8 protein-coding genes are annotated in these 15,626 nt (G+C 46.6%); all 8 read right to left on the bottom strand.

Features of this window, described 5'->3' with window-relative positions:
• Position 1 precedes the first annotated feature (1 nt).
• The 8 genes from E5Z56_RS05500 to E5Z56_RS05465 all read right to left on the bottom strand — a co-directional run bounded on the left by E5Z56_RS05500 (position 2) and on the right by E5Z56_RS05465 (position 15,506).
• Positions 2–337 (bottom strand): DUF3848 domain-containing protein, encoded by a 336-nt coding sequence (locus E5Z56_RS05500; protein ID WP_138156932.1) that lies wholly within the window; start codon positions 335–337, stop codon positions 2–4.
• Between the two features lie 15 nt (positions 338–352).
• Positions 353–6,442 (bottom strand): MutS N-terminal domain-containing protein, encoded by a 6,090-nt coding sequence (locus E5Z56_RS05495; RefSeq protein WP_232842496.1) that lies wholly within the window; start codon positions 6,440–6,442, stop codon positions 353–355.
• 1,460 nt (positions 6,443–7,902) lie between these two features.
• Positions 7,903–8,235 (bottom strand): TnpV protein, encoded by a 333-nt coding sequence (locus E5Z56_RS05490; protein WP_232842495.1) that lies wholly within the window; start codon positions 8,233–8,235, stop codon positions 7,903–7,905.
• An 859-nt stretch (positions 8,236–9,094) separates the two neighbouring features.
• The gene (locus E5Z56_RS05485) at positions 9,095–10,063 is read right to left on the bottom strand and encodes a hypothetical protein (protein WP_138156929.1); all 969 of its coding nucleotides are present in this window, start codon (positions 10,061–10,063) and stop codon (positions 9,095–9,097) included.
• The gene (locus tag E5Z56_RS05480; RefSeq protein WP_138156928.1) at positions 10,053–10,454 is read right to left on the bottom strand and encodes a hypothetical protein; all 402 of its coding nucleotides are present in this window, start codon (positions 10,452–10,454) and stop codon (positions 10,053–10,055) included. Before E5Z56_RS05480 ends, E5Z56_RS05485 begins: the two co-directional genes overlap by 11 nt.
• A gap of 145 nt (positions 10,455–10,599) precedes the next feature.
• A complete protein-coding gene (locus E5Z56_RS05475; RefSeq protein WP_138156927.1) occupies positions 10,600–10,836 on the bottom strand; it encodes a hypothetical protein in 237 nt (78 codons plus the stop codon).
• The gene (locus E5Z56_RS05470) at positions 10,836–11,159 is read right to left on the bottom strand and encodes a hypothetical protein (RefSeq protein WP_138156926.1); all 324 of its coding nucleotides are present in this window, start codon (positions 11,157–11,159) and stop codon (positions 10,836–10,838) included. The genes E5Z56_RS05475 and E5Z56_RS05470 overlap by 1 nt, the downstream gene beginning before the upstream one ends.
• Before the next feature lie 144 nt (positions 11,160–11,303).
• Positions 11,304–15,506 (bottom strand): SpaA isopeptide-forming pilin-related protein, encoded by a 4,203-nt coding sequence (locus tag E5Z56_RS05465; RefSeq protein WP_138156925.1) that lies wholly within the window; start codon positions 15,504–15,506, stop codon positions 11,304–11,306.
• Positions 15,507–15,626 lie beyond the last annotated feature (120 nt).

The raw sequence follows: 15,626 nt of genomic DNA, 5'->3' as shown, positions 1-15,626 counted from the left end.
GTTATCTTGCGTCGAGCGTCTGATTTTTCATCTCACGCACCGCCGAAGTCGCACGGTCTTTGATGGTATCCCGCAGTATATCGTTGTAGCTGTAATCGTTATGCAGCCACTCGCTGTAAAGAGCGTCAAGCGGATGGCTCAGGCGAAGCAAAGCTCTTGCTTCGTTCTGAGTAAGGTTGCTGTCGCCGATACTGCACACCAAATCTTCCTTGATAACCTTCTCATAAGCACGGCTCAATGCTTCGTTGGCAGGGAGCTTTTCAAGCTCCTCTACCAATTCCTTGTGTTCCTGTGTGACCTTCTTAAAAAGAAGTTCATTGTAATTTTTGTCTGTCATAACAGTAATTCCTCCTTATCGTTCTTCTCTGTTGTTTCTGTCCCGTGTCTGCTGTGAATCCTTTTCGTCAGGCTCGCCGCCGACAACGGGAACGTCGCCCTGATTCATATCGAGCAAGGCGTTCAGCTCGGTCAACCGAGCCATTTTTTGTTGTAATTCGTCCTCTTGGGCGAATGGTTTTTCCACCTCGACCTTTGCGGTTTCGAGCTGGGCTTGCGTGTTTGCGAGTTGTTCTTCCGCTTTATTCAGGCGGCTTTCAATACCGTCGATAGCGTTATCCAAACGTGTGATATTACCGTGAATATCTGTACCGAGTGTAACGTGGTAAGAGGAGTTTTCCCTAAGAGTTACTACATAAGCTCGCTCATACTGATTAAACTCAATTTCCATCTTGAAGCCACGATATTCACCGAGGATTTCTGTATCAGCGTTTGTTTTTGTTTTGCAAAACTCGATGATAGCTTTGCCCGCTTCGGCTTTATCCTTGTATTCAGTACCCTGAATTGTCATACCGACAAACTTGCCGTCAATTTCCTTCGGGTGCGTTTTTTGGATTTCCAAATCAGCTTTTAAGCCTTTGATTCGTGCTGTTTGCAAAGCGATTTCCTGCGGATAAAACTTGATGATTTTATCTTCAAGGTCGTACTTCTGAGAGAGGTAATAGGATTTAAGCATTTTCAGTTTGTTCACCTGAATATCCAAATCCATCTTCTCTTTGATGTACGGATTGCCTGTCGCCAACATCTTAATCTCGGCATAGGAAAGAGCCGTGTCGTCAATATCCTCGGCGGTACGCACAGGTGATTTGCTGGTCATAATCTGAGCCGCAAACTTCTGTTTACCCTCGACGAGCTGATACAAATATGCGTCAAAGGTTTCCTCTGTTACATATCTGTATATCTCAACATCAGGGTTTTCGTTGCCCTGTCTGATGATACGTCCCGAACGCTGCTCAAGGTCGCTTGGTCGCCACGGACAATCTATGTCGTGCAAGGCTATGAGCTTATTCTGTACGTTTGTACCTGCACCCATTTTCTGTGTAGAGCCAAGTAAAACTCTGACCTCGCCCTTACGGACTTTTTTGAAAAGCTCCTGCTTCTGTACCTCGGTTTTTGCTTCGTGAATAAAGCGGATTTCGCTCTCCGGCACACCTCGCTCAATCAGCTTTTGCCGTATATCCGTATAAACGGAAAACTCAGCGTCCGGCTTCGGAGTTGAGAGGTCACAGAACACAAGCTGCGCTGATTTCTTATCGGTGTTATCCTGCCAAATCGTAAAAATATTATCTACGCAGGCATTGATTTTACTACCCTCGTTATCAGGGAGCATAGGGTTAATCATACGCTGATCGAGTGCGAGCTTGCGTCCGTCATTGGTGATTTTCAGCATATTGTCTACGCTCGGATCAACATTACCACCTCTGACTTTTTCAGCTCGCTCGGCGAGGTCTGCAACCATCGTCTTTTGCATTTCGGACGGTTTCACGGCGACATTGTGATAGTGCGGCGTTGGCGTCGGCAGATTTAATGTATCCGCCGTCTTTATATCCGCAACCTGTTTGAACATCGCCATTAGTTCGGGAAGATTGTAGAATTTAGCAAAACGAGTTTTCGTTCTGTATCCTGTTCCTTCGGGTTTCAGCTCATAGGCGGTTACGGTTTCGCCGAACGTGGAAGCCCAAGCGTCGAAGTGCTGCAAGCCGTTCTCAACAAGGGTTTCATACTGCAAATATCTCTGAATGGTATATAACTCAACCATTGAATTTGAGATAGGAGTACCTGTTGCAAATACCGTTCCTCTGCCGCCTGTGATTTCATCAAGATAGCGGCATTTCATAAAGAGGTCGGAGCTTTTCTGCGCTTCGGTCTGAGCGATACCGCCGACGTTCCTCATTTTTGTGTAGAGGTAAAGGTTTTTGTAGTAGTGACTTTCATCAATAAAAAGCCTGTCTACGCCGAGTTCCTCAAAGGTGACTACATCATCTTTTCGGGTTTGGTCGTTCAGCTTTTGCAGTTTTACCTTGATGGATTTTCGGGTTTTTTCAAGCTGCTTAATCGAGAAGTTATCTCCTCGGTTTTCTTTCAGCTCGGCAATACCATCAGTGATTTCATCAATCTGCTGTTCAAGCAAAGCACGTTGACGCTCTATGCTCATCGGAATTTTCTCAAACTGAGAGTGACCGATAATGATTGCGTCATAGTCGCCTGTGGCGATTCTGCCGCAGAAACGCTTACGGTTGGCGGTTTCAAAATCTTTCTTTGTCGCCACCAAAATATTCGCCGCCGGATAGAGCTGTAAAAACTCCGCAGCCCATTGTTCGGTAAGGTGATTCGGCACAACAAATAAAGACTTGGAGCAAAGTCCAAGCCTTTTAGATTCCATAGCAGCCGCCGTCATCTCGAACGTCTTCCCAGCCCCAACTGCGTGTGCAAGGAGCGTATTGCCGCCGTATAAAATGTGGGCGACAGCGTTCTTCTGATGTTCCCTGAGTTCAATTTCGGGATTCATACCGCTAAACGTAATATGGCTACCGTCGTACTCACGGGGACGGGTGCTGTTAAACTTTTCATTGTAGATTTTACAGAGCCGTTCACGGCGCTGTGGATCTTTCCAAATCCATTCTCGGAAGCCCTCTTTGATAAGCTCCTGCTTCTGCAAAGCGATTGTCGTTTCCTTTTTATTAAGTACCGGCTTGCGTTTGCCAAACTCGTCCTCGACATAATCGAAGATACGAACATCTTTCAGATTAAGGGTTTCCTCAATGATTCTGTAAGCGTTTATTCGGTCAGTACCGTAGGTGCGATACGCTTTGATATTGGTGTTATCATAGCTCTTGTTTTCAATGCTCCATTCACTCGTATAGGGTGAATAGTGTAACTGCATTTTCCACTGGGCATAGCGTGGTGTACCGAGAAATTCAAACACAAACTGTTGGATAATCTCAGGCGGTATCCAAGTAGCGCCGAGCCTGACCGAGATTTCAGAAGCTGTCAAAGGCTCCGGCTGTACCCGTTCAAGAGCCTGCACATTGATGGAATAGGTATCAGGGTTTACTGCCGCCGATTTCTGTGCGGTTTCAAGTTTCTCCCTGACATTGCCCGACAGGTACTCATCAGCCGTCAGATATTTCTGCTCTGAATAACGGTTGTTTTCATACAAAGGATTGAGGAAAATTACGCCTTGTAATTCGTCGTAAATCTCCTGTTCGCTCTTACCTGTCAGCTCACACATATAGTCCATATCGACCTCTGCCTTTTCACCCATAGAAACGGCGAGCGCTTCGGTTGCGGTATCAACAGAAGTAACAGGCTTATGTGCCTTGACGGTACGTTTGAAGAAAATGTCAGCCTTGCGCTCAAGGTTTCCGTCCTCGTCCAACACCTCAAGAGAGGATAAAAGCGAATAGGAGCTGTCCCTTGAAAACGCCATATTATTAGCACGGCTACTGATAAGTCCGTACTTCTTCGTATATTCGTCGTACAGCGTATTCAAACGCTGCATTTCGGCTTTTATATCGCTGTCGGGATAGTCCTCAGTCTGCAACTCCAGCAAGTGCCTGACGGAATTGCGGATCTCAATCAAGCCCTTGATTCGGTTTTCTGCTGTCGCTGACATATCAACAGGCGACATTCGGCTGTTCTCACGGAAATAGATTACATCGTCAAGCAGCGTGTAAGAAAAGTTTCTGACGTTCGGATCAGCGGGGATAGAATTATCTTCTTCCTCCAGTTCCTCGTCTTGCTCGTACTCGTTTACCTCACCGTGAATATTGGAAACAGCTTCATCAAGCAAAGCTGCAAGGTCAGCATTTTCGTATGGAACACACGTTGCTTCCTCGCCAAACCGTCCCGACACCATCTTCATATCACCGAGTACCATATCGGGGTGTTCTACAAAATAGCTGTTCATTCGGATACCGTTTTCATCGGTATTCAAATGCACCCAATCAGGCTCGATGTCGATAATGCGGTCACGCTTTTGCAGGATAAGAATATCCGACACAACCTCCGTGCCTGCGTTGCCCTTAAATGTGTTATTCGGTAAGCGGATTGCTCCGAGCAGCTCGGCTCGCTGTGCAATATATTTACGCACGGCGGGATTTTCTTTATCCATTGTACCCTTTGAAGTTACAAGAGCCATAACGCCGCCCGGACGGAGCTTATCGAGGGACTTAGCAAAGAAGTAGTCGTGTATAAGGAAATGGTTTTTATCGTAGCGTTTGTCTGCTACGCTGAAATCGCCGAAGGGGACGTTGCCCACAACAGCGTCAAAAAAGCTGTCGGGGATATTCGCTTCCTCAAACGGCTGTCCGGCAATAGAGGAACGCTGATAGAGCTGCTGTGCGATACCTGCGGAAATCTTATCAATCTCCACACCGTAAACACGGCTGTTCTCCATACTCTGCGGCAGCATACCGATAAAGTTACCGATACCGCAGGACGGCTCCAAAATGTTACCTTCCTTAAAGCCCATCTGTTCCATAGCCTTGTAAATGGCTGAAATCACGACGGGTGGGGTGTAAAATGCGGTCAGCGTACTTTCTCTCGCAGACTGATATTCTTCGGGTGAGAGTAAGCCGTAAAGCTCTGTAAATTCGTCCGACCACGCTGTATTGTTCTCGTCAAATGCTTCGGGGATTCCGCCCCAACCGACGTACTGTGCGAGGAGTTGTTGTTCTTCGGGTGTGGCAAATCTGTTATCAAACTCACATTCTTTCAAGACACGGATAGCTTCAACATTTCTGCGGAAACGTGCTTTTTTGCCAACCTCCTCTACCTCAAAGGCTTTGAGGTCAAAGGTATGACGGTCAGCCATAGGAATGTCGGGGTGAAGGTCAAAGGTCTGCGCCTTTGCTCTCGGTTGACGCTCCCAAGCGGGTGTAATTTCTTCCTGCTGTGTCTGTTGTTCTTCAATAGCACGGCGTACAAAACCTACCTTTTCGGAACGGAATATTGGAAAACCGTTAGTGTCCTCAAAGGTAATATCACGCATTGAAACGTCGCCGTTACTGCCCACGCTCTCAACAATGAATTTGCGTTCATCAAGCGTTAGTTCCTGACCGATAAGGTCGGACTTGTCGGCAACGGCTTCTGCGTCAGCCATAACCTGTTGAATAAAGGGATCACTGTTCAGCTTATCTTCATCGACAAGCTCACCGTTGACTATCCCTGCGTCCTCAAGCTGCTGACGAATAACTGCGGGATCTACGTCGTCAAGCTCGTCGTGTTCCTCATAGAACGGTGCAAGCTCCTCATCGGACACATAAATGAGGTCGTCAAACTCCATACCGTCCAAGCCGTTCTCGACAATATCCTGCAATGAATCATATTGCTCAGTGCGGACAACGGTATTATCAATCTTTGTTTCGATACGAAAATCAACAAGGTTTACATTAGCCGTTAATTCGTGCTTTTCGTCCTCGGTGGTTGTGTATGCGACGTTGATTTCAGATAAATCGTCGGGTAACTCAAAGTCATCTGTACCAAATTCTCTTTCGTTATATTCGCCGATAAGCTGTCTTGCTCTATCAAGCAAAACCTTATACTCAGACGGTCTTTCAGGGCGTGGCTCAACGGTCACGCTGACTAACGGCTTTGGCAAATCATCAACAAAGCTGTAATCAATCGTCTTGCCGTTTTCATCAGCGTACACCACAAGTCCCATCGGAGAAGGACGGTTAATATCGTCCAAAATATCCCGACGTAACTGTTCTGCGTCGAGATATTCAAAGCTCGTTTCAATCTTCTTATCAGAATTATTGCTGTCGTAATAATCAAGACGTGCAATAGGCTGTGATTCAATAGGATTGTCAGCTTTTTGTGATGGCATATTGAGGTAGTACCGCTTGCCATCAAAATTTACACCCGATACTCCGATATTAAAACCTCTGTCAAGAAGCATATCAATATTAGGCGTTGATTTGTGGACAGGAAAGCCGCACATCTTAATATCTTCTTCGGAAGAAATCCTACGCCTTGTTAATTGCAGTCCCAACGCCTGAGATACAAGCTCTGCGTCGTCGCCCATTGCTTCCAAAAATTCACCCATTCTATACAGAATAATGGTGTCGGGATGCTCGTCCTTCAACCTGAAATATTCCTGCATAAGAGGATTGTATTTTGAATAGTCACGCTGGGCGGTTTCCTGCTCTTTTTTGGGTTGTACGGCGACCTTCAAATGGTCGTTCATCGGGTTTTCTTTGACCTTTGCGTCAAACTCAGCCCTCGGCATTTCCTTGTTGAATAACGGGAAACTCTTGTCAAAGAGCATTACACGGTCATCATCAACGGAGAGGATTTCATACTCGCTTGCGCCGATATATACCGAAGCACCAAGCGTATATCGGTATTCATACTCAACAGGCTCAGGTTCAGACTTTTCTGACGGCGGCGTAAAAAGTGCTTCACGAATCTCTCGCTCAGCGGCTCGCTCTGCCCGTAGTTCTTCCTGACGTTCAAGCCACCTCGGATAATACTCTTTTTCTTTTGAGTTGAGATAACGGTCAAGTTTGATAAGTTCACCGATACGCTTTTCAACGTAATTCCAAGTGAGCATTTGTCGTGGAGAGCCTTCGCCATAACCAAGATGAAGTTCAATCCCTTTACTGTCGTGATCCTCTCCGACACCTGTGTACGGTACGGCACTTGACGATCCGCCTATACCGTACTCTTTTTTGAGGAAAGATATATTTTCACTCTTTGATAGTGATTTCTGATATTGCTCATAAATTCGCATTTTGCCTTCTTCCACGCCGCTTCCTCTTGTGAGAGCTGCGTCGATAAGCTCCTGCGAAAAAGAAAAGGCAGGATTGTTCCTTCCTGCCGATTCTGTAATAAGCTGTAATTGTCCGTCCTGTGACGGTAATGGTTTAATAACGCTGTGCAGCATACCAAGTAAGCGCATTGCTTCAAAGTGTCCGGCAACAGCGTCCCAACGATGAAAGCTCTGTCCCTCACGGTCAGGATAACGCCCTTTCCAAATGAGCAGTCCGTTTTCGTAGGTCTTATAGCCTACACGGGTATCATCAGCAAGGATAATCTCCGTAAAATCATCGTTGAATATGCTGCGGATATACTCGGTACGCTTTTGAATGTCTGAAAAACCTTCAAAGTATCCTCGGATTTCATCAAGGCTTGCCTTGAGGTGCGGTGTGGTAGCAAAAATCTCATTCACCACTTCATCGACACCGAAAAATGGGTGTTTTCTGAGTTCTCCGTCCTCGTCAAAGACGTTGAAATTAGTGTCGCCGCTAACATACTTGTCGCTGCTTATAACGGTAAGTAAATTGCGGCGCTGTTCAACCTGCTTATATACTCCTTCAAAATCCTCACTTGCCGATTCGGGGATAATAAGGGCTTTCATTTTATCCAAAAGCCTTTCTGTATCTTCGGCGTGATTAAAGGTGTAGCTGAGCCGTACAAACGCCTGCGTGCGGTCAGTTCCAAGATTTAATTCAGAGTATAAGTGCGGGTATCTTTCAAAGAAATCTACCACATTACCGATAAGCTGAATGGTATCTGCGGTAGAAAAAACAGGCTCAACACTCTGAGCCTGTTCTTCTGGATTTAAGCGTAAATCACTTCCGCTTGTACGATCTCCTGTGCTGAGTGCCGGAGATTGTTCATCAGGCGTGTCCACTTCATCGGATCTTCCGCTTTCAGCTTCTCCGTCACGCCCTCCTGAGCTGCCATCTGTTTGAGCAGGCGTTCCTCCATCTCCAGCGCTGTCTGTTCGATTTCCGCCAAGTGTTCGGTCAGCTTGCCCTTCGTCAGCAGATTGGTATAGAGGATTCTGCGCTGACGATACAGATACTTCCTCCTCATCTGAGCGTACTGTCCCAGCTCGACCTTCGGCTGTTCGGGAAGCGTCAGATTGGGAAGCAGATAATCGCCCTGCATTGTGTAAGTCAGTTCTGCCATCTTCAAAACTCCTTTCAATGTTTCTGTCATTAGTATATTCGGGTTGCCTGTTTTCCGCAAATGTGCGATTCTGTCGGTTGAGTGCCAAAACGGTTTTGGATACTTCCGATAAGCCCATCTCGGCAATAGCGCTGGTAGCGACGCCGAGTGCGTTCAGGGTGTCATCGGAATTGAAATTGACGACGTTTCTGAAATCGTCGTCGTCAAAATACATTTCGGTATCAATACCGAGCCTTGTCATCAGCATATACGCAACGCTGTTTGTGACAAGCTCTTTATACATAGCTGTTACGCTGTCCTCACCTAAATCTTCAAGGAAGGTGTCGTTTGTGCCAAGAAGCAAGTCCCTGATATAATCGGGCGTGTTATCCTCGACAGCGTTGGTTGCCGCCGACATTATCGCTTTCGCAAGGCTTTCCTTATCTTCGAGGTCGCCGAAGCTGCTTTCAAGCGTAGCAATCACATCATTTGTATATTCGGGCTGCATAGTCCAAATAGGGACAGCTCGTGAGTATTCGCCTGCGTGGGTGTCGGATATATCGAAGTAATGTACTAATTTCTGTGAAACGCCGTCGTGCCTTTCAAAAACGGCAATACCTTTTGCTCCTCGGTTTACCCAGCGTCCAAAAGTCCTGTTCCACCTCTCGATAGGAAGAACAGCGGTTGCTTCCGGTTTCTGAGCGTAAATAAGGAGCTGTTCGTCAAAGCGCAGTCTGTAATTATAACAGGCTGTGCGTAAAAAAGCCGCCCATTTATCGGGCGACAAAACCTCTTTCGAGGTATCTACATATAGTTGTGAGATAAGGTCAAACTTTCTCGCCATAGGAAAAGCACCTCCTTATCTTGCGTCGTGATTTCTGTTTTTAGGCTTGATTAAAGTTCCTTTCTCGGTATAGTTTTTAGGATCAGCGTCCGGCTTATCAAAGCCAAAACGTGAGCCTTGCTTCATTGCCGCATACTGTGCCTTTGTAACGCCGAGCTGCTCGTTCATCTTGTTTACCATAGCACGGTTTTCGCTCGGTCTGCCGTTTGCGGATTTAGCGTCTGTGTAGCCAAGCTCGCCCTTATTGATAATCGCAATCATATTCAGCCCTTCAACAAAGGTGTAGCATTGGTCGGGGAGCGACGCTCTGAGCGGGACAACAACATTGCCTGACTTTTCGAGCAGCTCTGCAAATTCGCAAATGTGACGAAGATTTCTTCCGTACTCAAAATGATAGTCGTCGATATATCGAACATCATACCTTTCGGAACGGTCACGCAAACCGTTGTGCGTATCAAAGCTGCCGTCGGGCTTGCCGATAACGATTTGGTCGCCGTCATACAGCCTGAATTTCTCGTTGTAATGGGAATCAATAAAGCGAATCCCACGCTCCGCCTTTTCAAGATGGTGGTCAAGCCAATCCTTCTTATAGCAGTAGCAGTAAAGATTGTAGTTACCCTTATACGGGTTAAGGCGCATAAGGAAGGCGTAGTCCTTCGTATTCACTCTTACGCCGTAATCAACGCCTGTATTATATGCGAATACTTTGTCGCTGTTAATGCAAAAATCTTCAAGCTGGTCACGGTTGGAAAGAAAACCGCCTTTCTCCCTGAAGGAGTTAATGACGGTATCAATATCGTCTTTGAAATCCTGTGTATTCAGGTCATCACGGAAACCGTTCCACGTTGAGAAGAATTCCGTGCCAAGCGTTCCCATATCCGCACGGAGATAACCGATTAAGCCTGTCTGCGAGGAAATTTGCTGACTATTGCGGTAGGTGTAAAGATATTCCTTGCCTTTCAGCGGTGCGACATTACTCTCCATTATAAGCACCTCTGCAATCGAAACAACGATTGTTTCTCAGTGCAGAGAGTACATCGTCGCCAATGCTGTCAAGGATTTCGTCAAGCACTTCGTAATCAAAATCCTCATCATCAAAGTCTGCAAATAAATGCTGAATCATACTCAGCGGAGCTTCCTCGTTAAGTGCAAAGTATTGTTCTGTTCGTACTCCCAAACGGTCAACACCATACGAGCAAAAATCGCCGTTTTCGTCGATATACCACTCGGCAAGGTCATAATCCGTATCAAGACAGCCACCAAGATTGCCAGAGTCAATGACTGTAACACGAGTATAGTCCCCAACGCTTTCATTAATACCCTCATACTTGGTAATAACGATTATCGGCTTACCAATACTCGCTTTATCGAGCATTTTCTTGACCTTTTCAAAGTAGCGGAAATTGAAAGCTAAAACGATGGCGTTCAGTTCTTCTTTGCTAATGTTTGGTGTTTCCTGCTTTACCATTTCTTTGGCGCACAGCAAGCCGGGGTTGATACTTGTCCAGATAATCTTTTTGTTATTCGTTGTGTTGTTCATCAAACATACCTCCAAGATAAGAATAGAGCTTATTGCTCTTTGTGTATTGTTGTAATTCGGAAATGATACTCATATCCTGCACGGTTAAGCCTTCGATGCGGAAAACATTCTGAAAGTTGATGCTCTGCAAGTCCTTCTCAGACTTAAAGCCCGCTTCAAAAAGTTTTGTCAGCACCTTAAACCTGTGCTGGGGAGTAATTACGGTTTTATCTGCCATTAGTTACCCTCCCTGTCTAAAGCGTAGTTCGTGTAAGCGACAACGCCTTTGTTTCTTCTTCGGCGGGCAGCAGGCGAGCAACCGAGTTCCGGCAAAATCGCCTGAATCTTCTGTCTTGTCCGTCGAACGCTCTCAAAGCCGGGGCAGCCCAGCTCTTTATAGTTGGTCATAACTTCTTCAAAAGAGAGGTCTGCTTCACCGTGAGTTTCGCTTATGCAATCACGGCAAACGTAAAAGTATAATCTCATATCGTCGTCACGAGCGTCGGGATTTGAGATTAAGACGTTTAACACCATATTCTCAACGGTTTTTAACTTGTACATTCGTACCTCCTAAATCTGACGGGCGACCTTTTGAGCCGCCCGTCGCAGTAGTTTTTCACTTTTTGTTGTTGCGGTTTTTAATCTGCAAGAAGATAAAACCGCCGATAATGAAAACAAGTAAAACGATAGCAATAATCACTTTCATTATGCTGCCTCCTTGTTATTCTTCTTTCTCTTTCTTACAAGAGCTGTCACGCAAGCCGCAACACCGACAGCCGAAACGCCGCCAAGCACAAGCCAAAGGTTATTGGGCGTTCTGTCGTCGCCTGTCTGCGGAACGTGGATTTTTTCATTGTGCATTTTTACGGTTGCGGTCTTGCCGTACTCAATCTCGATAACCTCGTCATCGGGAAGAATATATCCGGCAGAAGCGTCGTCGTTTACCTCAGACACAACATACTTGCCAATGCGTAAACCCTCAATGAGAATTTCACCGTTCTTGTCGGTCTTGAATACCTTATCAAAGCCGTTTTCGCCTGTTACACGGAAGGAAATACCTTCAACCTTGTTATCGGAAGAAGTCTTAACGATTTTGAGCGAGCCTTTCATAGCTTCATTCAGGAAGCCCTTGCCTGCGTCGTTCTCAACATCATAGGTCTTACCGTCAGTTTCGATAAAGACGGGATAGGTGTTTTCATCGAGGACAAAGCCGTCGGGAGCCTTCTTCTCTTTTACAAGATAGTGACCGTAAACAAGGTCGTCCATCTCATAAATGCCTGTGTCGGTTTCTTTGATTTCGCCGAGCAGCTTATCGTCCTTATCGAGCTTGCCGTCAGCGTTGGTATCGGAATAGATTTCAAATACTGCGCCTGTCAGCTTATTGTCGGGATAATCAGCGTCAACCTTTGTGGTCTTAACATTGCCACGAATATGCTCGTTGACAATCTCGATTTCAACTACATCGCCGTCCTTCCCGATTGTAACGGGATAGACAGTATCATTGAGTACAAAGCCTGTCGGCTGTTCGATTTCTCTGACATACCAAGTGCCGTAAGGGATAGTATCCTCGCCAAAGGTGAAGCTGCCGTCCTCGGCTGATTCTGTTGTCAAGGTTGCGTTTTCCGCAGTAAACTCTGCGTCTGCGCTCTTAAACAGTCCGATAACTGCGCCGCCGAGTGCTTCGCCGTTCTCGTCAATCTTTTTGCCGGAAACAGTACCGTAAATCAGCTCATTGGTGATAGGCTCACCGTCATTTACGGTAAGGTCAACGGTCTTTGTGTTTTCACCCTCGTATTCAAATACAACGGGGAATTTGGTGTCGGTCAAGATATAATGCTCGTCGGTGGCAAGCTCCTTGACATAGTAACTGCCAAAGGGAAGGTCTGTACCGACAAAGCCGTTGCCGTTTTCATCAAGCGTGATGATCTCAATCAAGCCGTCTGCGGGAATGGTAGTTCCGCTTGCAGATACAAGCTCCTCGGTAGCGAATAAGCCAAAGGAAATATTCTTGATTTCCTCGTTAGTGCCGATGTCAAACGGCTCGTTGGTTTCAAGCCACTTTTCGAGGTTTACATTAACCTTCTGTCTTTCGTTGTAGAACGATGTAGAGGTTTCTGTGATTTCTACGGTCTGGTCGGCGTAGACAAGCTCCACATTATGAGTTTCATCACTAAGTACCATTCCGTAGGGTGCGTGGATCTCCTTGATTTCGTACTTACCAAGATAGAGAGCCTTACTTTTTGCAAAGCCGTCATTACCTGTGGTAACGGTATCTACAAGGTCGCCCTTGTGATTGCGGACTGTGCCGTCGGGAGTGATAATATCTTCTGCGGCACGGATTTCATAAGTAGCGCCTTTCAGTCCTGCGCTTTCATAAACAGGCTGGTAAATGGTCTGGATTTCATTGCCGTCCTCATCAGTTCCGCCGCTGACATTTACGCCGTAGAACACTTCGCCCTCTTTTGCAATGGTGATCTTGCCTTTCTGAGCGTAGTTCGGCTTGTTTACCTTAGTCAAAACAATGCTGCCCTCCTCTGTGGAGTTTTCTTCTGTGATGTCAAAGGTGATAGGTGTACTGTCAAGCACATACCCGTGCGGAGCCTGTACCTCTACGAGCTTATAGCCCTTATCGTACACGAGCATTTCGGGCGTAATCAGATAGCCCTCGCTGTTGGTGTAAAAGGTGTCGATTGTCAGGTTTGAGGGGTACGGCACGGACATTGTAATCAGAGTATTATCGGGTGCATAAATCTGGAATCCCGCTCCCTCGTAGGGGATTGTCTTTCCTGATTCAGCGTCCACCTTAACCACCTTGAGATAGGATTCAAAAATATCATTATTAATGATGAAGCTGTACGGTTTGGAGTTGTCGCAAACATACACATCGAAATCATCGACATAGTGACGACCTTCCCATCCGTAGGTCTGATGCACGGTGTAAGTGCCATAGGGCAGCTTTTTGGATTTTGCGTAGCCTTTTTCGTCGCAGACAAGGGTGTCACGGACGCTTTCGTGTGCGTTGTCAAAACTCCCTGCGCTTTTGAGAAAAAGTTGAAACGTAGCTCCTTCTTCGGGTGTTTCGATTTTGGTCTGCCCCTGATCGGTGTGCTTAACGATTTCAATATCGCCCTTGATAACGTCCTCGTTTACGCTGAGTACGCATTTGTTGTGTTCGATGGTGTATTTCTTGGCTTCTGCGCCGACAGGATAGACGGTCTTATCGAGCTGATAGCCCTCGGACGGCTCAATCTCTCTGATAGTCCAATTATCGCCGCAAACATATTCCTTAGTGGTGAATTTACCGTCCTTATCGGTGGTGTAGGTATCAATCAGCTTATCGCCGTCATAGATGCCGTACTTCGCTCCTGCAAGAGAAGCGTCGCCCTGCGGCTTCTTTGTTTCTGAATCGACCTTTGCAACCTCAACGATAAACTTTTTGAGGGTGTTGGTGAATTCTCTCTTTGTCACCGTATCCCAAGTGATAGGTGCGGTCTGGGACTTCGGAACAACGTAACGAGTAGCGGTATCCACTTCTTCAAGGGTGTAGGGCTTGTCGCCGCTTACAAGGATATTCTTGAAGTTGGCTACGCCGTTCTTGTCGGTGGTAGCGTACTCGTCAACATTTGCGCCTGAGAGTGATGTGCCGTAAAGGTGGAATTTAACACCCTCGTTGAAATTATCCTCCGAGGTCTTTACAACCTCAAGGTCGCCACGCTTCAGAATATTGCTGAATTTCACGGTGGCGGTCTTGCCGCTTTCTACCTTAACGGTCTGCGCTTTCTGATCCTCATATCTTTCCTCAGTGACCTCAGTTACGGTATATGTGCCAACCTTGAGGTCATCAATCTGAAATTCGCCCTTTGCGTTGGTGGTAACTGTCTTGCTGTAATTGTCAGCGCCCGTAATCTTAAACTTAACGCCCTCGACCTTTCCGTCGTCGGAGGTCTTGACGATTTTGAGTGAGCCTGCCGAAGTCTTAACAGCGAAATACGCTGTCTTGGTTTCGGTATCGGACTGAACGCCCGTTACAACGTCCTGCTTTGAGGAGCTGCCGCAAGCGACAAGGGTTGTCGTGACATTGGGCATTTTCTTCGTGGCGCTGAATACGAGAGCGTCGGGGATTGCCTTCGTCGATGTCAGAGTAATGCTGTTACCCGAAACGGAAACAGACACATCGCCTGTCTTTTTGAAGGTGTAGTCGGATAAAATCTTGTTGCTGTCAGTCAGCGTAAGGCTGTACTTGCCGTCGCTGTATTTCAGCTCCTTGACGCTGTTCTTTGCCTTTGCCTGTGTATCGAAAGAAAAGCTCGGAATCACGTTATAGCTGTTGAGCTTGGCGATAATCTTGTTGTAATTGGTCTTTACATTCGGATTGTGGTCGCCTGCGGTGATACCGTCAATAAACTTGGAATTGCTGAGCTTGAACGTAGAAGCGTCACGACAGCCTGTGCAGAATTCCCATACAACAAGCTGGGTTGCAATCCACTTCTGTCCGTCAGTACCGACAAGGCTGGAGCTGCTGCCTGACTTTCCGAAAAGAAGGGCGAGATTGACCGCCTTTTTCTGAGCCTTGCTGAGTGCGTTCCACGCAGCCGAAGCGTCGGTAGTCAGGGTGTTGCCTGAATAGAGCGAGTGTCCCGGCTCAATGCAATATGCGTCTTTGCCGTCTGCATAGATGCGGCAGAGTTCCTCGCCGACAGTTCCGACGGTATAGCCGCCGTGTTCGGTGTACTTTACGAATGAGATGATATTGCCGCCTGTGTCGTAGCAGTAATCAAAGGTCACAGTGACCTCTTTTCCGGCAGCGCTGGCGGTGGGAATGATGAAAATTGAAGAAACGACAGCTACAACGGCTAAAAGGATCGCCGTAACACGCTTGGCGTTTCTCTTGTTGAAAACTTTTGTCATTGGTTTACCTCCATAAGTTTTGAATTGAAATTGTGTGTTTGAATCGGTTTGCCTGCACCTTTAAGAAAGATATTGTTTATGAGATAGAGTATATTTAAGAGATAGTTAATATCTTTCTTT

This window comes from Ruminococcus bovis, from assembly GCF_005601135.1.
Classification (GTDB): domain Bacteria; phylum Bacillota; class Clostridia; order Oscillospirales; family Acutalibacteraceae; genus Ruminococcoides; species Ruminococcoides bovis.
The sequence above is the reverse complement of the archived record's forward strand: the minus strand, read 5'-3'. Positions and strand labels throughout refer to the sequence as shown.

Bases quoted from the DNA above. Each gene is read 5' to 3' on its own strand.
- E5Z56_RS05465 (WP_138156925.1), bottom strand. From the start codon at position 15,506: ATGACAAAAGTTTTCAACAAGAGAAACGCCAAGCGTGTTACGGCGATC.
- E5Z56_RS05485 (WP_138156929.1), bottom strand. From the start codon at position 10,063: ATGGAGAGTAATGTCGCACCGCTGAAAGGCAAGGAATATCTTTACACC.
- E5Z56_RS05470 (WP_138156926.1), bottom strand. From the start codon at position 11,159: ATGTACAAGTTAAAAACCGTTGAGAATATGGTGTTAAACGTCTTAATC.
- E5Z56_RS05495 (WP_232842496.1), bottom strand. From the start codon at position 6,442: ATGCAGGAATATTTCAGGTTGAAGGACGAGCATCCCGACACCATTATT.
- E5Z56_RS05500 (WP_138156932.1), bottom strand. From the start codon at position 337: ATGACAGACAAAAATTACAATGAACTTCTTTTTAAGAAGGTCACACAG.
- E5Z56_RS05475 (WP_138156927.1), bottom strand. From the start codon at position 10,836: ATGGCAGATAAAACCGTAATTACTCCCCAGCACAGGTTTAAGGTGCTG.
- E5Z56_RS05480 (WP_138156928.1), bottom strand. From the start codon at position 10,454: ATGCTCGATAAAGCGAGTATTGGTAAGCCGATAATCGTTATTACCAAG.
- E5Z56_RS05490 (WP_232842495.1), bottom strand. From the start codon at position 8,235: ATGCAGGGCGATTATCTGCTTCCCAATCTGACGCTTCCCGAACAGCCG.